This is a genomic window from Bradyrhizobium sp. KBS0727, assembly GCF_005937885.2.
Lineage (GTDB): Bacteria > Pseudomonadota > Alphaproteobacteria > Rhizobiales > Xanthobacteraceae > Bradyrhizobium.
In genome coordinates this window covers 2,025,542-2,047,418 of record NZ_CP042176.1, presented here as the reverse complement: position 1 = coordinate 2,047,418, position 21,877 = coordinate 2,025,542, and the positions used below count along the sequence as shown (strand labels likewise).

At 62.1% G+C, this 21,877-nt stretch carries 21 protein-coding genes; 2 read left to right on the top strand and 19 right to left on the bottom strand.

Going from position 1 to position 21,877, the window contains the following annotated elements:
- Position 1 precedes the first annotated feature (1 nt).
- The 6 genes from FFI89_RS09390 to FFI89_RS09365 all read right to left on the bottom strand — a co-directional run bounded on the left by FFI89_RS09390 (position 2) and on the right by FFI89_RS09365 (position 5,514).
- Positions 2-1,195, bottom strand: a complete 1,194-nt coding sequence (locus FFI89_RS09390; protein WP_138834939.1) for an acyl-CoA dehydrogenase family protein — start codon at positions 1,193-1,195, stop codon at positions 2-4.
- Positions 1,192-2,130 (bottom strand): alpha/beta hydrolase, encoded by a 939-nt coding sequence (locus FFI89_RS09385; protein WP_138834937.1) that lies wholly within the window; start codon positions 2,128-2,130, stop codon positions 1,192-1,194. The genes FFI89_RS09390 and FFI89_RS09385 overlap by 4 nt, the downstream gene beginning before the upstream one ends.
- A 1-nt stretch (position 2,131) precedes the next feature.
- Positions 2,132-2,893 carry an SDR family NAD(P)-dependent oxidoreductase gene (locus FFI89_RS09380; RefSeq protein ID WP_138834935.1) on the bottom strand — a complete coding sequence of 254 codons (762 nt, stop codon included), beginning with the start codon at positions 2,891-2,893 and terminating at the stop codon, positions 2,132-2,134.
- A complete protein-coding gene (locus tag FFI89_RS09375; RefSeq protein ID WP_138834933.1) occupies positions 2,893-3,687 on the bottom strand; it encodes an enoyl-CoA hydratase/isomerase family protein in 795 nt (264 codons plus the stop codon). Before FFI89_RS09375 ends, FFI89_RS09380 begins: the two co-directional genes overlap by 1 nt.
- Positions 3,688-3,760: 73 nt before the next feature.
- Entirely contained in the window at positions 3,761-4,255 is a 495-nt protein-coding gene (locus FFI89_RS09370) for an aromatic-ring-hydroxylating dioxygenase subunit beta (protein ID WP_138834931.1), read from the bottom strand.
- Complete coding sequence (locus tag FFI89_RS09365; RefSeq protein ID WP_138834929.1) at positions 4,255-5,514, bottom strand: Rieske 2Fe-2S domain-containing protein; 1,260 nt, start codon at positions 5,512-5,514, stop codon at positions 4,255-4,257. Before FFI89_RS09365 ends, FFI89_RS09370 begins: the two co-directional genes overlap by 1 nt.
- Before the next feature lie 858 nt (positions 5,515-6,372).
- Between FFI89_RS09365 and FFI89_RS09360 the strand changes: the two genes are divergently transcribed.
- Entirely contained in the window at positions 6,373-6,624 is a 252-nt protein-coding gene (locus FFI89_RS09360; RefSeq protein ID WP_138834927.1) for a hypothetical protein, read from the top strand.
- Between the two features lie 111 nt (positions 6,625-6,735).
- Complete coding sequence (locus tag FFI89_RS09355; RefSeq protein WP_138834925.1) at positions 6,736-7,581, top strand: HD domain-containing protein; 846 nt, start codon at positions 6,736-6,738, stop codon at positions 7,579-7,581.
- Between the two features lie 144 nt (positions 7,582-7,725).
- Here the strand turns inward: FFI89_RS09355 and FFI89_RS09350 are convergent, their stop codons facing one another.
- From FFI89_RS09350 to FFI89_RS09290, 13 genes are all read right to left on the bottom strand, one after another.
- A complete protein-coding gene (locus tag FFI89_RS09350) occupies positions 7,726-8,625 on the bottom strand; it encodes a LysR family transcriptional regulator (protein WP_138834923.1) in 900 nt (299 codons plus the stop codon).
- Between the two features lie 42 nt (positions 8,626-8,667).
- On the bottom strand, positions 8,668-9,975 hold the full coding sequence (locus FFI89_RS09345) for an MFS transporter (RefSeq protein WP_168212844.1): 1,308 nt from the start codon (positions 9,973-9,975) through the stop codon (positions 8,668-8,670).
- Positions 9,976-9,995: 20 nt separating this feature from the next.
- Complete coding sequence (locus FFI89_RS09340; RefSeq protein ID WP_138834919.1) at positions 9,996-11,438, bottom strand: sulfatase-like hydrolase/transferase; 1,443 nt, start codon at positions 11,436-11,438, stop codon at positions 9,996-9,998.
- 312 nt (positions 11,439-11,750) lie between these two features.
- Positions 11,751-12,530, bottom strand: a complete 780-nt coding sequence (locus tag FFI89_RS09335) for a triacylglycerol lipase (protein WP_138834917.1) — start codon at positions 12,528-12,530, stop codon at positions 11,751-11,753.
- A 50-nt stretch (positions 12,531-12,580) separates the two neighbouring features.
- Positions 12,581-13,375, bottom strand: coding sequence for an SDR family oxidoreductase (locus FFI89_RS09330; RefSeq protein ID WP_138834915.1), 795 nt, complete (start codon positions 13,373-13,375; stop codon positions 12,581-12,583).
- A gap of 80 nt (positions 13,376-13,455) precedes the next feature.
- Positions 13,456-14,052 carry an adenylate kinase gene (locus tag FFI89_RS09325; RefSeq protein ID WP_138834913.1) on the bottom strand — a complete coding sequence of 199 codons (597 nt, stop codon included), beginning with the start codon at positions 14,050-14,052 and terminating at the stop codon, positions 13,456-13,458.
- Between the two features lie 95 nt (positions 14,053-14,147).
- Complete coding sequence (locus FFI89_RS09320) at positions 14,148-14,711, bottom strand: GNAT family N-acetyltransferase (protein ID WP_138834911.1); 564 nt, start codon at positions 14,709-14,711, stop codon at positions 14,148-14,150.
- A gap of 27 nt (positions 14,712-14,738) precedes the next feature.
- On the bottom strand, positions 14,739-16,085 hold the full coding sequence (locus tag FFI89_RS09315; protein ID WP_138834909.1) for an MFS transporter: 1,347 nt from the start codon (positions 16,083-16,085) through the stop codon (positions 14,739-14,741).
- Between the two features lie 135 nt (positions 16,086-16,220).
- Complete coding sequence (locus FFI89_RS09310; protein WP_138834907.1) at positions 16,221-17,813, bottom strand: wax ester/triacylglycerol synthase family O-acyltransferase; 1,593 nt, start codon at positions 17,811-17,813, stop codon at positions 16,221-16,223.
- Positions 17,814-17,903: 90 nt separating this feature from the next.
- Positions 17,904-19,613 carry a long-chain fatty acid--CoA ligase gene (locus FFI89_RS09305; protein ID WP_138834905.1) on the bottom strand — a complete coding sequence of 570 codons (1,710 nt, stop codon included), beginning with the start codon at positions 19,611-19,613 and terminating at the stop codon, positions 17,904-17,906.
- 43 nt (positions 19,614-19,656) lie between these two features.
- The gene (locus tag FFI89_RS09300; RefSeq protein ID WP_138834903.1) at positions 19,657-20,424 is read right to left on the bottom strand and encodes an SDR family oxidoreductase; all 768 of its coding nucleotides are present in this window, start codon (positions 20,422-20,424) and stop codon (positions 19,657-19,659) included.
- Positions 20,425-20,487: 63 nt separating this feature from the next.
- Positions 20,488-20,928: a phasin family protein gene (locus FFI89_RS09295; RefSeq protein ID WP_246669399.1), complete on the bottom strand. Its 441-nt coding sequence runs from the start codon at positions 20,926-20,928 to the stop codon at positions 20,488-20,490.
- 57 nt (positions 20,929-20,985) lie between these two features.
- A complete protein-coding gene (locus FFI89_RS09290) occupies positions 20,986-21,789 on the bottom strand; it encodes a triacylglycerol lipase (protein WP_138834901.1) in 804 nt (267 codons plus the stop codon).
- Positions 21,790-21,877 lie beyond the last annotated feature (88 nt).

Sequence of the window (21,877 nt, the reverse complement as noted above, 5' to 3'; positions counted from 1 at the left end):
CTCACATCCGCTTGGCGACTTCTTCCAGCATGACCTCGGTGGCGCCGCCGCCGATGGTCAATACCCGCGCGTCACGCACCATTCGTTCGATCGGCGTTCCCCGCATGAAGCCGGTGCCGCCGTGCAGTTGCAGGCAGCCATGCACGACCTCGTGCAGCACTTCCGGTGACAGCGCCTTCACCATCGACACTTCGCGCGGACACGGCTTGCCGGCTTCGACAAGCTCGGCGGCATGATAAGCGAGCGCCCGGGCGGCCGCGGCCTTGGTGGCGAGCGAGGCGAGCTTGAGCCGCACAGCTTGCTGGTTCCACAACGGTCCGCCGAACGCCTGGCGGGTCTTCACATAATTGGTGGTGAGCTCAATCGCCTTGGCGGATTCGCCGGCGCAGATGCCGCCGATGCAGATTCGCTCGTTCTCGAAGGTTTCCATAATGCCGTAGAAGCCGCGGTTCTCCTCGCCCAGCAGGTTTCCGGCAGGGATCCGCACATCCTGGAACGCGATCTCGGCGGTATCGGAGCAAAGCCAGCCGTGCTTGTCGAGCTTGGTCACGGAGATGCCGGGCGTCGTCCGCTCGACGATGAACAGCGAGATTCCGCGGCTGCCCTTGGCGGCGGGATCGGTGCGCGCGGCAACGATCAGGATGTCGCCATAGACGGCGTTGGTGATGAACATCTTCGAGCCGTTGATCACCCAGTCATCGCCGTCGCGGCGGGCCCGCGTCTTCAGCCCGGCGACATCGGAGCCCGCATCGGGCTCGGTGACCGCGATCGAGCAGATGGTCTCGCCGCGGATGATCGCGGGAAGGTATTTCTGCTTTTGCTCCGGCGTCCCGCGCAGGGTGATGTGAACGGCCGACATGTCGGTGTGAACCAGCACCGAAGAGGTGAAACCGCCGAAGGTCGAACGTCCGAGCTCTTCGGCCCAGACCATCGACGCCAGCGGCCCCATATCGGTGCCGCCATATTCGGCGGCGTGGCGCATGCCGAGGAATCCAAGCGCCCCCATGCGGCGGTAGATCTCGCGCGGGATCTTGCCGTCACGCTCCCACTGCTCGCCATGCGGCACCACTTCCTTCTCGACAAACCGGCGCACCTGCTCGCGCACCATCCGCAACTCCTCGGAAAGCTGCGGCTGCTCGGAGAAATGGAATTCGCTGTCGGACTGACCGCGGGGATCGGCGGGCCTGATGTTCATGATGATGCCCTTTCGGCCTTGAGATGGAGGTGCCGGTCGAGAAACCGGGCGATCTCTGCGATAGCCCGATGCGCCTCGGGAAGCTCCGCACCGAACATCTGGAAGACGTGGATCATGCCGTCCCAGACCTGCAGATCAACCTCGACGCCGGCGGCACGCGCCTTATCGGCCAACATGACGGAATCGTCCAATACGGTTTCGCAGTCGCCGACCTGGATCAAGAGCGGCGGCAAGCCCGTGAGATCGGCGTATAGAGGCGATGCCAGCGGATCGCAGGGATCACCCTGCCCGCCCAGGTAATTCTTGGCCAGCGCCAGGATCATGGGGCGCTGATGGATCGGGTCCGCCTCGGCGCGGCTCACATAGCTCGCGCCGGTCGCCGCCAGATCGGTCCATGGCGACATCAGCACGGCCGCGCCGGGCAGCGGGAGCCGACGCTCGCGCAAGGCCAGCATCGCGGCGAGCACAAGGTTGCCGCCGGCGGAATCCCCGGCAAAGGCGACATTGGCGGGCTTCAGTCCTTGCCCGAGCACCCAGTCATAGGCCGCGAGCGCATCGTCAAGCGCCGCTGGAAAACGATGCTCCGGCGCCAGGCGATAATTGATGGCGAGCACGCGGCAGCCGCTGGCAACCGCGATCTGCGCGATCAGGTCGCGGTGCGAGGCGACCGAGCCGATGCGAAAGCCGCCGCCATGGGAATAGAGAACGGCCTTGTCCCGTGGCGCATTGGCAGGCTGAATCCATTCGCCGTCGACGCCACCGGCCGAGACGCCTTCGCACCTCACCAGCGCCGTTGTGCCGCCGAAGGCCGTATCCCAGTCGCTGCGCATCCGGGCTACGGTGGTCTCGCGGTTCCAGCTCCGATAGACCGCGCGGATGCGTGCGATCGCACGATCGATCGGAGCTAGCGCGATATCGCCGCCGGCCTCTGCCATCTCAGCCGCCCACTCCCATGCCGCCGGATACGCCAATGGTTTCGCCGGTGATATAGGCCGCCTGGTCGGAAGCCAGGAACAATACGGCGGCGGCGACTTCCTCGGGCTCGCCGAGACGCCGCAACAGGGTGGCATCGGTCATGGCATGCAAAATCTTCTCGCCGCCTTTCGCTGCGGCCGCTTCCAGCATCGGCGTGCGGATCGGCCCCGGCGCGATTGAATTGGCGGTTATCCTGAAGCGTGCGTTTTCGCGCGCGATGCTCTTGGTGAAGGCGATCACGCCGCCCTTGGCGGCCGAATAGACCGCGCCGCCTTTGGAGCCCAGCCGCGCCGCTTCCGAGGTGATGTTGATGATGCGTCCGAAGCCGGCCGCCTGCATCGCAGGCAGTGCGGCGTGGGTGCAGGCAAAGGCCGAGACCAGGTTGACCGCGAGTAGCCTCGCCCAATCTTCCGGCGTTGTGTCGGTGAAGAACGCATGCTGGTCGACGCCGGCATTGTTGACGACGATATCGAATGGTCCGTACTGCGACATGACCGCCTGAACCATGCCGGCGTCGCCGACATCGAGGTGAACAGCGGTCGCACCGATTTGCCCGGCAAGACCGGAGGCCGTTTCGAAATCGAGATCGGCAATCACGACATGGGCGCCCGCCTCGGCAAAGCTTCGCGCGATCGCCGCACCGATGCCCTTCGCGCCACCGGAGACGAAGGCGCGGCGGCCATCGAGCCGCCCGAAAGGCCGGGTGCCAGAAGCCGGCACCATCAGCGCCCCGTAAAGATCGGTTTGCGCCGCTCGATCACCGCGGCGAGACCTTCGCGCGCGTCGGCCATCCCGGATAGTTCAGACACGGTGCGCGCCTCTTCCGACAGGCACTGCTCGATGCTGAGCGCCGTTCCGGCCCATACCAGCCGCTTGGTCGCCGCCAATGCCTTGGGCGCGCCGGCCGCCAGTTCTTGCGCCATCGCGAGCGACGCCTCGGCGAGGTCTGCGTCCGAAACAACTTTGGTGACGATGCCCATCGCCATCGCCTCGGGCGCCGAGATCACCGGATTGGTCAGCAGGATCGACATCGCCCGGCGCAGGCCGACCAGCCGCGACAGCGTGACGGACACGCCGGCATCGGGCGCCATCGCAACCCGCGTCGCGCCTGCGAGGAACTTTGCGGATTCACCGGCGATAACAATGTCGGAGGCGCAGACGAGACCAAAACCGCCGCCACCGGCGGCAAAGCCCTGAACCGAAGTGATGACCGGTGCTTCCAGCCGCAACAGCCCGGTCACCGCATTCTGCAGATAGGCGGTGGCCTGCCGGATATAGTCGGGCAGTTTTTCGCCCTTCGACGCAAACGCCCTGACGTCGCCGCCCGCGCAGAAATTCGCGCCCTCGCCGCTCAGCAGCAGCACGCGCAGGTCCGGTTGGCCGTGGCAAACCATGATGGCGTCGCACAGCGCGCTCAGGAGTTCGGCGCTCATACCGTTGGCGGCGTCCGGGCGGTTGAGGCGCAGCCGCGCGATGCCGTCGGCAATATCGAGCAGCACAGGTCCCTTGTCGATCATGGCTTGTTTCCGCTCTCTCTGTTTTGACACATTTTCTTTACGTGAACCGGTACCCACTTCACTTGAAAACGCTCTAGATGAGGAACGAGAGTGTAAACAGCGCTTTCTCGTTGTTGACCAAGATCACCTTCTTGTACGCCATCCGCAGTTCGCCATCGACATAGCGCAGCCGGTATTCGTTGCGCGCGGCCCAGACGGTGTCGTCGCGCAGGCTGGATTCGAACACCAGGCAGTTGCTCGCGACCGAAATATCGCCGCCGGGCTGTTCGTCCATCAGCTCGATGTTGGAGACCACGCGCCGCAGCCGCGATTGTGGCGTTTGGGTGTGGCGCTTGCCGGTCAACAACTGCTTGATGCGAAGCGAAATCCGCGAACGGTTGTCGTAGATGATCGACATCTGCTTTTCGGGATCGATATCGTCGCCATTGGCCGGTACCCAATAGACGCCGTCATCGGTCCACAGCGCTTCCCAGGCCTCGTACTGATGCTCGTCCTGGAACCGCGCTTCCTTGTAGATGAAGGCCGCCACGGCGCTCATCAATGTAGCGCTGCTTTCGCGCGACAACATTAGCGCGTCTCCATCAAACTGCGATAATGCCGCCAGATGCCGCGCGACGGGATCTCGTCGGTGACATGGCCGACCTTGAAGCCGAGCTCGTCCTGGCGCTCGCGCTTCTCGCCGCGGCCGAGGAATATCCATTCCGGATTGCGCGCCAGCACACCGCGATGGCAGCGCTCGTACATTTCCGAATCGTCGGCCAGCAGCAATCCGGCCGGGCCGACCGAGCCCATGGTCTGCTGACGCAGGCGCCGGTTCATGTCGGGCGCGCCTTTAAACTGCAGCGCCGTGACATGCTGCACGCTGTCGTCGACCGCGAGCGGCTGGATCACGAACATCTGGATTTCGGCGATGAACAGGTTCGGAAAGATCATCACATGCGGCGAGCCGTCGATCATGATCTCGCGCGCGGTCTGGTCGCCATAGGCGGCCTTCATCCGCGCGGTATAGTCCGGCAACCGCGCTTCCGTGGTGCCGAACCAGCTCATCGGAGCGTCGCGCTTGCGGAATTCGGGCCGCAGGTCGATCTCGGTATGGCCGTTGCCGTAGTCGCGCGTCACCGCGGTCGACGCACCGCCATAGAGCTTGCCGATCGCGCTATCGGCGACGCCGAAGATCGAGGAATGCACGAAGGCCGGGTGATAGCCGTCGCATTCGTTCTCGATGATGAATTTCCAGTTGGCCTTGACGCGATGCTTGAGAAAGCCCGCCGTCACCTCGACTTCGCCCTCGGGCGAGAACCGAACCAGACGATCGATGGTTTCGGCCGCGCCGCCGAGATGCTCTTCCAGAGTCGGCCCTTCGGCTGCGAACGAGCCGAACACAAAGCCGCGATAGGACTGAACCCGCGTCACACGGCCGAGCGCAAGCTTCGACTTGTCCTGGCCTTCGTAGCCGTCGGGAAACGCGTAGCCTACCAAGCGGCCGTCGTTGGCAAACGTCCAGGAGTGAAACGGGCATGTGAAGGAACGCGCATTACCCTTATCGTAGGAACAGACCTGGTTGCCGCGATGCGAGCAACGATTGAGCAGCAGGTTAACTTTGCCCTGCTCGTCCCGAGTCATGATCACCGATTGCGGGCCGATCGACTTGACGACGTAGTCGTTGGCGTTGGGCACCTCGCTCTCGTGCCCGACATAGACCCAGGTCCGGTACCAGATGTTCTGCAGTTCGGCTTCGAAGATCGCGGGGTCGCTGTAGAGCGAGCCGTGCACCCGGTCGGGCCGGATCAATTCGCCCCACTGTGACGCGCGCGGCACCACGTTCATCGCTGCATCTCCCATGGCTGTCCCGGGCTCTCTTCTCGGAGACCTGAGTTGCGGCTAAAATAATCCGACTGACCGTTCGAATAATAGCACTGGCGTTTTCGCCCTTCAAGGGTCTTTTTTCCGATCCGGGCCGGGTTGCCGGGCTGAACGCCGTTCCACCGCGCCTTGGCATGGCGCCGCCGGCCCGCTCCCGACCAGTGTCCCAGGCCCTCGCCGAGCCAGCGAATCTCTCCGGGCGTCCCAGACAACCTCGGCACAACTCCGGCAATGGGGATCTCGGCAACGCAATTCCGTCATGCGGATGTTGGCCCGCGCGCGATATCGCGGATCTTCGAAGCTATCAGCGATGCTGAAGATCAGGCTGGCGGGCACGCGCTGCTTATAAGGCGCATCTCGACGACCGCAACACGCCGACGTCGTCAACGCGCCCGAAGGTTCAGCATCCTTCGATGCGACAACGGTGGGATAAGCACTGTCCGAAATTCACTATTGATCCGGTCTGATCGCACCTTGTCGCGTCTCCTGGCAAACGGGAGGATTCTGCAAGGAGAATAAGTGCTTAGACGGCCATCTGCGTACAAGGGCAATAGCAACACGGGTTCATGCGCTCGGCACGAACGACAGTACCTCTGGCTGTAAAACGGCCGTTCCGATTTTGGAGAGCAGCATGAAAAAGCGGGCTTTGCGAGAGATTGAGTCGACGCCCCACCAGTCCAATTTTCTGCACTTGCGGAAGAAGTCCGACACAATTTCTCTCAAGCATCTTCCTCACCAGCCAACTCATCTTCGAACTTGAAACTTGGAAAATCCGTCCGACACGCAGGGGCTCCACGCAAGCCGATGATCGTGCGATTGATGATGGCCATAACCAAGAGCTTGATGTCTTTAATCAGCCAAATGAAGGGCATGCGACGTACTATGTTCAACGGCGGTAGTAATAACAGAACCATGCATCATCAGCGCCTCAGACGCATGATCGAAGCTTTGAGGGCAGAGCTGACAGTGCAGGGCATTTTGGGTCAGGGAACCACCACCGATCTGCGCGTGGATATTGTCAGCCTGGCAGAAACAGCCCTCATGGTTTGCGATGTAGACAGGGTGTACGATTGAATTCTAAATTGGTCGACCTTACGGGGCCGACTTTCTCAACGACCTGCTTCCCTGCCCATTCGAAGCAAAGGGAGCGCGTATGCGCCGACCTGTCAACGGTTGGAGTCATGCATGAAACCGATTACGGCATCGGCTGCCAAGAAACTTGGTCAGTTTTTGGCTAGGGATTTCCGCCAGATCTTCGGCCGAGCCCATGACGATCATGCTGAACGCCTCGGCGCCCTGGCGCGAAGCACGATCGAATGTCTCGGAAGGAGCGATGCGCTCTACCACAATTTCGAGCACACCATGCTGGTCACGATGGTGGGACGCGATATTCTCCACGGCCTGGCGCTGTCCCGCCGCATCGAGCCTGCCGACTACAGTCATCTCATCATCGCCTGCCTGCTGCACGACATCGGCTATGTGCGCGGCATCCTGAGCGGCGACTCGGAGACCGAATTCGTCGTGGATCGAAGCGGAAAACGGATCACTCTCACCCGTGGCGCATCGGACGCGGCGCTCACCCCCTACCACGTCGATCGTTCGAAGCTATTCGCCTTTGAACGGCTCGGAAGCTCACCGGTCATCGACGCCGAACGCGTAGCCAAGGCGATCGAGTCTACGCGCTTTCCCTGCCAGCTCGATCGAGGCACGACGGAAGACGACCTGGAGCCGCGGCTGGTGCAGGCGGCTGATCTCATTGGGCAACTTGGTGACCCCATGTACTCGCGCAAAGCCAACGCGCTCTATTGCGAATTCGAAGAGATCGGCATGAATCGGCAGCTCGGGTATTCGTCACCGGCCGACCTGATCGACAAGTATCCGGGGTTCTATTGGAACAGCGTTTCCAAGCACCTCGACGAGGGCGTCAAATATCTGAACCTGACAGCCTCCGGACGCCAATGGATCGCCAATCTCCATCACCACGTCTACTGTGCAGAACACGGTCGGCGCTTGATGGGACCTCAGCCCTGACGAAACTGGTCGTACGAGCATACTGGCCTTTATCGCTCAACCCCGCGCCCCGGGACGGTCAGTGTATCTGGTGCAGGCAAAGACACCTACGGAATCCGAAACGCCTCGATTTTCGACTCTTGCAACAATATCCGCCAATTGCGGTCATTTCCGCTGATACACATCCAGCCTCTCCTTCGCAAATCCCGCAACGGCCTTCACGATCGGCGAGCGCCACAGCGCGTTGGTCGTCAGCATCCAGCACTCGTACTGGAAATCGGAGTCCAGCGCGAGTTCGACCAGTTCGCCCCGCTCCAGCTCGGCCTTGAATACAAACCGGGGGCCTCGCGCAACGAGTTCGGATTCGAGGGCCATGCCCCTGACGAGATCGTAGTCGTCAGACAGAAAGGCCTCGAGATGCCGCGTCTGTTGATCGCTTACGCCCCCAAGCCAGATCCGGAAGTCCGGCGTGATGCCGGCGCTCGCCAGCCGCAGGCGCATAAACTCGGACGCCGACAGCGGAGCGGCTCGCAACGCCGGATGGTCCGGACGCGCGACGACGATGTATCTGTCCTCGAATATCTTGACCCGGATCAGGTCGTCCTGCGTGGTCGCGATCTCGCGATTGCAGAACACGAGATCGAATTTTCCGGCTCGCAGGGCCCGCATCATCAGGTTCGGTCCGGCGTATCGCGTGACGATCCGCAACTGTGGAAACGCCTGTGCTATCTTTGGAATGATCTGCGGCAGCGGATGCAGGCGTGTCGCGGGGCCGACAGCGATCCGCAGCAACCCAGCCTCGCCGCGCGCCATTTGCTCGAGCTCATGGCCGAGCGCCGTCACCGATTGCAACAGCGCCGAAGCGTGGTCGGCCACAAACTGGCCGTAGATCGTGGCGCGGGCATTGGCATTGCTGCGCTCGAACAATTTGACACCGATCCTGGCCTCCAGGCGGCCGATGCTCTTGCTCAAGGTAGGTTGGGAGATGCCGAGCATCTTCGCGGCCCCGCTAAAGCTGCCCTCACGGCAGATGGCGACGATCTGTTCAAGGTGACGCAATTCCATGCGGCCACCCTAACAGACCCTGCATCACATAACGAGTTACGACTAGGCCGCAGCGGATCGCTTCGTTCGAATCGGCACCGCGATCAGCGCGCTCAGGATCAGCGAAACGCCAGCCACCGTCAGCGCCATGGAGAAGCTGCCGGTCTCCGTCTTGACGACCCCGAAGAAGTATGGCCCGACCGTACCTCCCAGATTGCCGGCGCCGTTGATCAGTCCGATACCCACCCCCACCACGCTTGGCGGCAGCACCTCGCCGGGCAAGGTCCAGAACGGGCCGAAGCGTCCAAGAAAAGCGCCGATCGCGATCGACAGGCAAAGAACCATCGTCAGCGTGCTGCCAGCGGCGCCCGGGACGAGCAGCAACGGCAGGCCCGAGAGCGCCGTGGCCGCTATCATGTGCCATTTGCGTTCGCGCGTGCGGTCGGAGTTGTAGGCGACCGCGATCATCAGCGCGATACCGAGCGCGGACGGTAACGCCGAGAGAAGGCCGACGATTCCGATCGAGAGGCCGGTCTCCTTCAACACGGTCGGGAGCCAGAAATTGACGCCCCACTCCGCCATCAGCGCAAAGAAGTTATAGAGCGCGAGCAGCAACACGCTCGGATGCCAGAGTGTCGAGAGCCAATGGCCTGATATCTGCGGCGTCGCCTGGTCTTCGGCCGCCAGTTGTCTGATGAGATCGGCGCGTTGCGCCTCGGGGAACCAGCGGGCATCCTGCGGGCGGTCGTCGATCGCCCACCACCAGACGATGGCCCAGAGGAAGCCGGGGATCGCCTCGACGACGAACATCCAGCGCCAGTTCGCATAGGACAGGATCAGCCCCGAAATCGGGCCTGCGATCATCGGGCCAATCGGCAGGCTGAGCAGGAACAGCGCATTGGCACGGGCGCGCTCGGCGCGAGTGAACCAGTTACGGATCAGCACCAGCGTGCAGGTAAGCACACCGCCCTCGGCCAGGCCCAACGCAAAACGGTTGATGCCGAGTTCGAGCGGCGTATGGACGAAAGCGGTGCTCAGCGAAGCCAAACTCCACATCAGCAACTGGCACAACAGCACGCGCTTCGGGCTCCATACCGAGGCCAGCCGGCCGGCCGGAATCTGCAGGATGATGTAACCCCAGAAAAACAGCCCGGTGGAAAAACCGAGTGCGGACGGCGTCAAATTGAGATCTTCACGGACGAAAGGCGCCGCCATCGACAGGTTGACGCGGTCGACATGCGCCAGCACGTACATCACGAAAGCCACACCGAGGATGCGGACCCAGCGGTTCTGAACCAGCGCCGTCGGTGCGACGACGCTATTCAGATCACCCGCCTGATCGACGTCGACGGACGGGGTAGCCTGTGCCATCGCACTGCCCTCAGTCGACATCAGGAAATCAATCCCGGCGGGACCGGCGTGTAGAGCTTCTTTGTTGGCAAATTCGCCATCACAGCATCGGGGCCACCCCGGCTTTCGATCAGTTGACGCTGCGCCTCGTTGGCGCGTCGATCTTCTTCCTCGGGATCGACGATCCCACGCATTAGTGCTTCCAGCGCTCGCAGGGTGCTCGCGTATTCCGGGCGCACCGCTAGGTTGTTTGCCTCCTCGGGATCTGCTTCGAGATCGAACAGTTCCGGCGCGAACCGCACATAATAGATGAATTTGAAACGTCCCTTGCGGAGCATGTAGGACGCCGATGGCGAACCCGCGGCATGATATTCGCTGAACGCGATCCGCTCGCGATCGTCGGGCCCGTTCGCGAGATCGAACAGCGACCGGCCGGGGACGCCATCGCCATCGGCTGATAGTCCGACGCAATCGAGCACCGAGGGATAAACGTCCGCCAACGAAGCTGGCGTGGCGCAAAGCTTGCCGGTGGGCACTCCCGGTCCGGCGATTATCATCGGCACTGCGACGGCTTCCTGATAATGGTTCGATTTGCCCCAAAATCCTCGCGCGCCGGCATTTTCGCCATGGTCCGAGGTGTAGATGATCCGCGTGTTATCCCGCAGCCCGGCGCTATCGAGTGCGCCGAGAACCTGGCCGATTTGTGCATCCATGAAGCTGACCAGCCCGAGATAGGCGGCAAAGGCTCTACGCTGGTCGTGCTGGCTCGGCGCGCCGCCCGCCAGCAAATCCGCAAGCCACGGATGAGGCTGGTATCCCGAACCCGGTCCGAACTTCGCGTCGGGCATCTGATCGACGGGATAGAGGTCAAAAAATTCCTTCGGCGCGACCAGCGGATAATGCGGCGTCACGAAGCTGACGAACAGAACCCATGGTGATTTCTCCCCCGCCGCATCGCGCAGCCATTGCGCGGCGATGTCGGCGACGCGCCGGTCGTAGCTGGTATATTCACTCTCGCCGGGGCCGGCGCTTTCGGCGATCGCGGCCCGTCTCCGCGCCGGCGGCACAAAGTCCGGCCACTGCTTCCGGATCGACAATTGAATCATCCCGACGCCGTCGGTGATGTGCATCGGGATGTGCTGCCGGTCGAATCCGCAGGGATCCTCCTCGCGGCGGTAGTGCAGCTTGCCGATCGATTCGACGCGTACCCCGGCTTCCTGAAGCCGGTGTCCCCAACTCGGGACACGTCCGTCATAGGCGATCGAGTTGTCCCAATATCCGATGTCGTGGATATAGCGTCCGGTCGCGAAGCTGGCGCGCGCCGGCACGCAGATCGGACAAGTGGTGTAGGCGTCCGCAAAGCGCGTGCCGCGCACCGCCAGCGCATCGAGGTTGGGCGTTTTCGCCAGCGGATGTTCCGCGCACCCCAGCATGGTCGCGTTGTGCTCATCCGACATCAGGATCAGAAGATTCTGAGGGGTCATGGCGGGGCCTCCCGTGGTCATTTTTTTGCCGGACGCGCAAACATGCGCCCAGACGATCGATGACACATCGCCGTGGAGGCCAGTTAAGAAATTAAATGCGAACCGTCATAGCCCAAGGCTATGACCCGCCGATGACCCGCCCGACCGGCGTCGCGGTGCTTCGGCGGCATTGGTATTCGACCAAATACCGCTTCCCGGCAGGCGCCTCTCTTACCGAAGACCTCGCCTGGCCTCGGATGACAATGCGATGAATTCAACAATCCGAGCTATATCCTCCCGCTCTGGAGTAACGCCTCACACCGTGAAGCCTGTTTATCGCCGCGCCCCGCTTGGGCGCGGAAACCACAGCGCCACCATCGGGCTCGGACGAAACGGTTTCCACGTCCCCACCGGCTGGGCGAGACGATCTGCAATCACCCACAGCGCCGGGGCATGGAAGCCGAGCCCAATGTGGGTGGTTTTGACCTCTACATTCTCGCGCTGGTCGCCTTCGGGCTCGAGGCACGCGCGCCACGCGACCACACCGTCGTCGCGGGTATAGATCGACGTTGACGGGACCGGGATCGGTTGCGCCAGCCGGCTTACCCGTTCGTCGGTCGGAGGCTGATATTGCTCGCCCGTGAGGAGCTTCCAGATGGCGCGAACGTTGCTCGCGCCCGGTGCCGCGAATGGACTCCCCAGCGTGATCACCATGCGGATGGCATCGGGGACTTGACGCGCGACTTCGCGGGCCAGGATTCCGCCGCGGCTCCACCCCACCAGGCTGACTGCCGAACCGGATGCCTCGCTCAGCGCGGTGACCCGTGTGACCACCGCCGAAAGATCGGCGTCCGGGGGACGGACATTGCGGCCAAGGCCCCAGCCATGAACGTCGTGGCCGAGTTGCTTGAGAAAGCTGCGAATGCCGATGGTCGATCGATCGTCGGCGCCCAGGCCGGGAAGAACCAGCACGGGATGCGGCTGTCCCCGTGGCGCGGTCGCCAGCAGCGGCGCCGCAGCCAGCAGCGCCGGAATATCCAGCAATCCCCGCCCTTCGGCGGCCAACAAGCCCAGCGAGGGTGGACTCACCCCTTCATCATCATCCCGGCTCATTGCCCTGCTCCCTGTGCCAGACCCATCTCCGATGCTCGTCAGCGGTAGCCTCACCCATCGCGGCCCTTGCCAAGAAAACCGCCTACCGCCCGCATCAGCCAGCTCGGCTGATACTTGATCCATTGGACAGCCAGCTCATTCGCAATTCCCGCAACATGGACCGGTTTGCCCGCCATGCAGGCACGAAACCCCTCCTGCGCCACCGACTTTGCGTCCATGATCATCATCCTCGGCATGCCCGCGAGGCTGGTCCCCTGAACCATTCCGGTTTCGGTCACACCCGGACACAACGTCGTCAGGGTAATCTTGCTGCCGCTCAATTCCTGCGACAGCGCCTCTCCGAAGGACAGCACATAGGCCTTCGACGCAGCGTAGACTGCAAGGTTCGGGACCGGCACAAACGCAGCAATCGAAGCGACGTTGAGAATTCTCCCTTGTTTCCTTTCAAGCATCGGCGGAAGGAAGAGGCGGGTAAGGGCCGTCATGGCCAGGATGTTGACCTGCAACAGGCGCAGTTCATCCTCGAGGTCGAGTTCGCCGAAGCGGCCTTCGATCAAAAGACCGGCGTTGTTCACAAGAAGGTCGACCTGGATGCCCGCGTCATTCAGGGTGTCGAATACCGCCTGCGGCGCACCCGGTTCGCTCAGATCCGCAGGAACAACTGTGACCCTCGCACCGTGATCGGCTTTCAGCTCGCGCGCAAGGAGCTCCAGCTTGTCCCGACTGCGCGCAAGCAATACGAGGTCGAACCGATGCGCTGCGAGGACGCGCGCGAGCTCCAGGCCGATACCACCGGAGGCGCCGGTCACCAGCGCACATTGGCGCTCATTTTCCTTCGTTGCCATAGGACCGTTCCCTTTGTTGCCTTAGAACAATTGCATCGCCGTAGGCGCCAGGACCAGCACACGCTTTCAATCCCGAGCGATCATGCCACTGACGATCCCGCGCCGATCACCTTGATCAGGTCGGCCGTCACGTCGTCGACCGCCTGCAAGCCGTCGATACTGCGAAGGAGACTTCGCTCGCGATAGTACTCGACGAGAGGCGCCGTCAGCTCGTTGTAGGCATCGAGACGCACCTTCAGCGTATCGCGGTTGTCGTCGGCGCGCGCTGCACTTCCCGTCTCCCTTGCCAGTTGTGCCCTGGCCATGATCCGATCCAGCAAGATCTCTTCGTCCGCACGCAGTTCGATGACATGGTCGAGCATCATACCCTGCCTATCGAGATGGTCATCGAATGTGACTGCCTGCGACATTGTTCTGGGAAACCCGTCAAGCACGAATCCGCGCCTGGCATCCGGCTGCGAAATCCGCTCCATGACGGCCGCGACGATGATCTGATCGGGCACAAGCTGACCGCTCGCCATCGTCTGCCTGACTTCCCTGCCAAATTCGGTATCCGCGAGTGCCGCGGCGCGCAGCATGTCTCCGGTCGAGAGATGCGGGACCCTTACCTCGTCAACAATGCGCGTGGCCTGCGTACCCTTTCCCGCTCCAGGTGGACCCAACAAGACGATCCTCATCAGCTTGCCCTTTCTCTTTTCGTCACAAAGTACGCCTCTCGCACCCGTTGTGCGATCTCGGCGTCAACGTCCCTGTCGCCCGCCTCGGGCGAGCATCATGACCGGAGCCGCGATTGGAGCGCCAGCCAATGGGCCTTCTGCGCGTAGTCGAACAAGCCAAGATGCTCGGATACAGCCTCGGTGGCGAGGCTTCCCAGATCGGCTCTTGGCAGGTTGACGAAAGCCTCGGCCTCCGGACCGGACACAGCGATATTGAGGCCCTGCCTGCGCGCCAGATGCATCATCGGTGCATTCTCGACCAGGCAACTCATGAACATCACGCGAATACCCCAGTTCCGCGCCCGGGCGGTGCTGCGCTCAAGCAAGGCACCGCCGATCCCCTGACCTCGCCCCGGCGGCAGGACCGATACGCCCAAATGGGCGTGCCCATCGCTTCGGGCCAGATGCGCCGCGCCGACGACCGCGAGATTGTCCCCCGTGACGACGAAGACGGCATCGCGCGAAAAGTCGATACCGTCCACGTAGTGGCGTAAACCGTCGTCCGACAAAGCATGCTCGAACCTCAGACGACGGTCTTCCGCGCTGAGCGCGAGCAGGTGCACGAGCAGTTGTTTTCGCTCGTCCGCCTGCAGCTCGCGCGTCAGTGCTTTGAGAGCCATGGGCGTCCCGGACCTACCTCGGCGCCGTCAATGCGCCGGCGCAGGTATTGCCGCAACCGATGTCGCCGGCCGCATCGACAGCAGCAGCAGCGCTCCGGACAGAAGGTAGAGCGCCATCACGAAATACATGCTGTAGATGTTATCGCCGGTGTTCCGTACGATGAGCCCGTTGATCGACGGGCTTATCGCGGGACCAAGGTTTCCGAGGCTGCTGATGAGCGCAAGCCCCCCGGCGGCGGCACCTGAGGACAGGTACTCACTGGTGAGCGCAAAGAACAGCGGCGTCGCCGACGCAATTCCAATCACAGCGAAGGAGAGCGCGAGAAGCGATCCGACCAGATTGCCCTGGAACAGCGTGGTCACGAACAGGCCCAGCGCGGCAATGGCGACACAGGCAGCGAAATGCCACCGACGCTCGTGCCACTTGTCGGAATGCCGGCCGATCAGGATCATGCCGATGACGCCGGCGGCATTGGGGATGGCCGCATATATTCCGACAAGAAAGAGATCCTTGACACCCCAGCTCTGGATCAACGTCGGCATCCAGAACACCATCGTGTAGGTCGCACCGAGCAGCAGGAAATACACCAGCGAAAGTACGTAGACCTTCGGATCTTTCAGCATCTGCCCGAATGTCCCTGCGTGCTCACTCACCACGTCCTTCACGTCGTTTCGAAAGCTGTCGTCCAGCAATGTCTTCTCTTCGCGCGAGAGCCACGCGGCGCCTGCCGGCCTGTCCTCCAGAAGGAAATAGACGAAGAAGCCGAGGATGACCGCGGGCAAGCCCTGGACAAGAAACAGCCATTGCCAGCCATGGAGACCACTGATGCCGTCGAAATACTTCAGGAGCGCGCCGCACAGCGGTCCAGCGATGACGGAAACGATCGTCGTCGCCGACATGAAGATGGCAATCACCTGGCCGCGGCGCACTGACGGATACCAGTACGTGAAGTACAGGATAACACCCGGGAAGAAGCCCGCCTCGAATGCGCCGAGCAGGAAGCGCACGAAGTAGAATTGGAGAGGCGTCGATACGAACATCATGGCTACGGCAGTCACCCCCCATAGCAACATAATGCGCAGCAACGTCTTGCGTGCGCCTATCTTCTCCAGGAGCAGGTTGCTGGGCACCTCAAACAGAAAATATCCGATGAAGAAGATGCCTGCGCCGAGCCCATAGACGGCGTCGTCAAACGGCAGGGTCTGCTTCATCTGAAGCTGCGCGTACCCGATATTGATACGATCGAGATAGGCAACCATGTAGGCGATCAGCAGCAGGGGTATGATACGCCAGTCAATCTTCGAAAATAGCGCCTTAACGTCCGCACTCTCCGGCGATTGTGGCTGTAACCTGTTTGCAGCAGGCGGATGCATTTTCGTTCCCTCCAGTTGGTCTGTTGATTCTGCGACCTATCGCTCTGGCGCCAACGGGATAATCGGCTCCCGTACCCCTTCCCCAGTCGATGTCTCCAATAGCCCTGCTCACATGATGGCAGGCGGCTTCGCAATTCAGCCCGGTCCGTCGTGCCCGCTTGCTTCGCTTCGGCTACTGTGCTCCTTCCCAGCACCGTCATTCGGCGTACTGGTGGCGTTCCCGGGCGTCTCGACAGCCGCCTTCTTCTTTGCGGAAACCTTGCCTCGTTCATTCAGGGTCAGCGTGGTGACTTCGCCGCTGCGGGGCGCCTCCCCGATTGTCGGCAGCGCTTCAATCTCGCGCAACGCTTCCTTCAAATACCCGTTGAGTTCGATGGACTCCTCCTGCGACAGCGCGCGGCGGCACGCGGTCAGGCCGAAGTCGAGCAGCCCGGCATAGCTTTGCACGGTGATGTTCAGTGCACTGCCGTGATAGGGGATCGATACCGGAAAATAATGCACCATCCGCGCGCCGGCCATGTAGAGCGGCATCGGAGGTCCCGGAACGTTGGAGATAAGGACATTGCCGGCGGCCGGGAAGCGGCCCGCCAGGTTGGAACGGCCGAGTAACGAAGCAAGTCCGGTCATGAGCCACGGCGACCCTGTGATCGGAACGTCCACGCCCAGCACGGGCTTGAGCTCCCTGACCACAGCCTTCGCTGCCTCCGAGGAGGCGTGGATTGCCTTGAACCGCTTCGACAGGTCCTCGATGTCGGTAGCCAAATCGACGCGGACCATCGAGACCTGGTTGTTCATGGAGCTATCGCCTTCGGTGCGCAGGCTCACGGGCACCATTGCGATCAATGCCTCCTTGGGCAGCAGGCCACGTTCCTTGAAAAAGCGATGCAGCGCGATGCTGCACATCGCCATCACGATGGTGTTGACGGTGCCTCCCACGCGCTTGCCGAGCGCCTTCACGTCCGCCATCGGCAGCGACATCGTGGTGAATGAACGCTGATTGGTGATCGATTCGTTGAAGATCGTCTTCGGCGCCAGACCGAGGTTCAGGCTGCGTTCGCCTTTGGCGGTGCGCTGGCTCGCAATAACGGTGGCGGCGGTGCCGAGTGCCTTGGCGGCCGTCGGCAGCAGCTCTGCGAGCTTACGGTATTGCTGCGCGGCGTTCGTAGCCGCCGCCTGCAGCAGCTCGGTAACACCCAGCTGATAGGCCCCGCTGCCGCGTTTGCGGCGCGGTGGCGGAACTTCGCGAATCTGTGGTGAGATGTCATACAAGACCTTCGCCATTTCGGCTCCGGCCTTGCCGTCGACACCGCTGTGATGTGCCTTGGTGTACACAGCCACCTGTCCGTTCTCGAGTCCTTCGATAACGTAGAGTTCCCACAGCGGACGGCTACGATCGAGCAGAGAGGCGTGAAGGCGCGCAATGAGCTGGTCGAGCTGGGCCATTGTGCCTGGCCGGCGCACGGTAACGGTGCGCACGTGGTAGTCGAGGTCGATATCATCGTCCTCGATCCACACCGGTTCGGCCAGCTCGAAAGGCATCGGCGCCAGCTTGCGTACCAATACAGACGCAAGGTGCATGCGCTTGCCTATGATCGACTTCACGTCCTCATAGAAATCGCCCTGGTAGCCCTTCGGAAGATCAAACAGCATCAGACTGCCGACATGCATCGGCGTCTCGGGCGTTTCGAGGTGCAGGAACGAGGCGTCCATGCTGCTGAGTTGATCCATCGTCATAACTCCGATGCGTTGTGCTAGTTGACAGGCCCGCTCCGCCGGCCACGTCAGCAAGTGCGTTGATGTGATCTTCGATCCGCCGCGCTAGGCTTGCGCCTTGGCCTTGCGATCTTCTTCATCGTAAAGCTCCTTCTTCGAGATCTTGCCGACCGCTGTCCTCGGCAGTTCGGGCCGGAATTCGAGCGCGTGAATCATCTCGTGCTTTCCGAGCTTGTCGCCGAGAAAGGCCTGCAGTTCCTTGAGGGTGAACTCCGCTGCGCCGGCCTTCAATTTGACGAAGGCCTTCGGCGACTGGCCGCGATACTCGTCGTGGATGCCGATCACCGCAACCTCTTCGACCGAGGGATGCTTGTAGATCGCTTCCTCGAGAACACGGGGGTAAACGTTGTAGCCGCTGCACAGCAGCATGTCCTTGGTACGGTCGACGATGAAGACGAAGCCGTCCTCGTCCATGTAACCAACGTCGCCGGTGCGGAGGAAGCCATCGAACGTCGTAACGTCTGCCGTAGCGTCCGGCTTGTTCCAATATCCCTTCATGACATTGGCGCCCTTGATGCAGATTTCGCCTCGCTCACCAAGTGGGACATATTTGGTGGGGTCATCGACACTCAGAAACTTGATCACGATGCCCGGCGATGGCATTCCGCAGGAGCCGATCTTTCGCTTCGCTCCTACCTGCCCCGGCGTGAAGGTGCCGGTCGGCGACGTTTCGGTCATGCCCCACCCCTCCGACGGGTAAGCGCCGGTGATCGCGGTGAACTGCTCGGCTACCTCGACCGGCAACGGCGCTCCGCCTGAGCCGCAGAATTTGAGCGAACGCAGGCTGTGGTTGGGCGTGTCCGGATGATGGATCAGCGCGGTGAACATCGTCGGAACACCGCAAAAGACCGTTACCTGCTTGTTCGTGATATCAGCCAGCACCTCCCTGACATCAAAACGCACATGCTGGATGATTTCCGACCCGCTGAGGATACCGAACAGCACGTTCACCGTGAGCGCATAGATATGGAACGGCGGCAACACCGCCAGCAGGCGCTCCTGGCCTTCGGTCAGCACCGGCGGAATGCCGCCCGCCGTCGACCATGACTGACGGGCTGCACAATTGAGGTTGGCGTGCGTGAGCATTGCGCCCTTCGGCAGGCCGGTGGTTCCACCGGTGTACTGCAGCACCGCAATTGTCTCGGTCGGATCAGCGATCGGATAGGATACATATGTGCCGTCATTGTGCAGTAATTGGACGAAGCTGACATGGCGATCGTCCCACGAAATCTCGCTGAGCTGCTTGCTGGCCTTCAATCCCGCCGCGACGGCGTCGGGGTCGGCCGCCATTTCAGCCAGGCTGCCGACGATCAGCTTCTTCAACCGCGTCTTGCCGAGCATGCCCGCCATCTGCGGATAGAGCGACGCCATGTCGAGCGTAATCAGGAAATCGGTCTGGCTATCCTCGATCTTGTGCTCGAGCACCTTTGCGGCGTCCAGCGGCGAGTAGTTGACGACTGTGCCGCCGGCTTTCAGCACACCAAAGAACGAGATGATGTAATGCGGCGAGTTCGGCAGAAACAGGCCGACATGGACGCCTGGCCTCACGCCGAGCTTCTGCAGGCCGCACGCCGCCCGGTTCACAAGATCGTCGAGCACGCGGTAGCTGATCCGCTTGCCCATGAAGTCGATCGCAGGGCGATCGGGGTATTTGGCAACGGTGTCTTCGAGGATCTTCTGCACCGGTCCGGGGCTGATGTCGATGTCCCAGCGCACGCCGGCGGGATAGGAGTTGATCCAGGGCATGTCGTTCATGAGGTCTCGCTCCCTTCTGGTCGTCGGTTTTTCGGTCAGGCTTTCAGACGGCGGTAAGACCGCCATCGACCGCTAATGTCTGGCCGGTAATGAAGGCGCCCGCGTCGGTAGCGAACAGCGCCGTTACGCCCTTCAGCTCCTCCGGACCGCCGCAGCGTCTCATCGGCGTCATTTGCGCGGTCGCGCCATGATCGAGCTGCGCTGTCATCTTGGTCGGGAAATAGCCCGGCGCGATCGCGTTGACGTTGATGCCGAACGGCGCCCATTCATTGGCGAGTGTGCGCGTCATGTTAACGACTGCGCCCTTGCTGGCGTTGTAGGCCAGCGTCGGCACGCCATCGGGATAGGTGCCGGTCAGCCCCTGGATCGACGCGATGTTGATCACCTTGCCGCTCCTCCGCGGCACCATGCAGCGGCGCCCGACTTCCTGCGTGACGACGAAGATCGCCGTCACGTTCAAGTCGATCACCTTGTTCCAGCCGTCCAGGCTATGCTCGATCGTCGGCGCGCCCCACGACGTGCCGGCATTGTTGACGAGGATGTCGATCGGCCCCAACGCGGCAATGACCTGCTCGACCATCGGCGCAATCGTGGCCAGCTTCCCCATGTCACAGACCACGGGCAGCGCCGCGATACCAAGCGACTTCAGGTGCGCTGCGGCGGTGTCGAGCTCGTCGGGCTTTCGCGCCGTAATGGCGACCTTGGCGCCGAGCTCGCCAAGCACTTCGGCCATCTCGAGGCCCAAACCTCGCGATCCCCCGGTGACGAGCGCCACTCTGCCCTTCAGATCCTGTAACTTGGCCAGACTCATCGACTGCTTCCTCGGCCTTGCTCTTGTCGCGGTTCGGCAGCCGTCGCTGCCCGTCCTTGCCGTCTATTTGGGCCGCAACAGCTTCTGGAGGTTGCCCAGATTTTCCTGCATGCGGTCCTGCACGATCTTCCAGGCGTTGTTTCGCGCCTGCGCCTCCATCTCGGAGAGTTCACGAAAATTCGCGACCGCCCGTTCGACGCTCTGCTTGGCCGTGTCGGCCTGCTTCGAGATCGCGTCGCCACTGGCGACATCCTTCACCGCCGACTGCCACTGCGCGAGGGTTTCCTGTAGTATCTCGTTACGCCGCTCGACGAGTGCCTTGATGCCCTCGTACGCCTGGCGATTTGCTTCGACCAGCGCCTCCATATCCTTGCGTTGCCAGTCGACGAGCGCGGCGACATCGACATTAGGCAGCTGGAATTTCTCCATCGCCTTCTTGAGGTCGTCCAACCACGGCATTCCGCCAAGGTCCGCGCCAATCGTCTGCTTGTTCTCGGTTTCCATGTTTGCCTCCGCTTGGTTGATCACTGCAGGGGACGACGCTGATCCGTCGCGCTACCGTTACGTGGGAATAGCCAGCAACCTGCTGACCCAGTCGTCTCGACGATGCGGATCCGGATATATCGCGCCACGGAGACCGCTCCTGTCGAAGGGAGACCATTCCCCCTCGGAAAGCGCCAGCCGGTCCGCGATGGCGTACAGCACCGCGGGATTGTGACCCAACCCGGAGTGGCTGCCCTCGACCTCGATGTTCTCAGTCGTATCGCCTTCTTGTTCGAGACAGCCTTGCCACGCAACGATACCGTCGGTACGCGAATAGATCGCTGTACTCCGAACCGGGGGCGGCAGCTTCATCGCTTCGCGATCGGGCCAGTCGTCGACCTTGCGCTCGCTCAAGACTTCGTAAAGGCGCCAGGCATTGCTCGCCTTTGGTTCGCTGGCGAACGGACTGCCGAGCGTAATCACCTGGCGCACAAGCGCCGGCGCCCGGCGCGCCGCTTCACGCGCGAACACTCCCCCAAGACTCCACCCGATCAGGCTGACCTTGCGCTGATAGCGTTCCGCGAGCTCCACGAGCCGCGCGTCGATGCCGGCCTCCACGCCGGGACGAGGTCCGTGGTTCGGGCCCTGCTTCCAGCCATGGGCTGCATACCCCTGGGCTTTGAGATACGATCGCAGCGGTCGAGTTGAAATGTCGCTCGCGGAAAGACCCGGCAGCACGAGCACCGGATGCCCATCGCCTCGCGGTGCGCGACGCAGCAACGGATAGGCAGCAAAGAACGCGTGCAGCTCGAAAATCCCCCGCGCTTCGAGCGCGAGCAAAAGCTGTGACGGCGGTCTTGAACGGTTTACGGCCGTGTCCATACCAATACGCTCCCTCCCGAAGGGTGCGGCATGACCCGCACCACACGATCAAGTCTTTTTCGATCGAGGTGGTACGCCTTGCACCGCC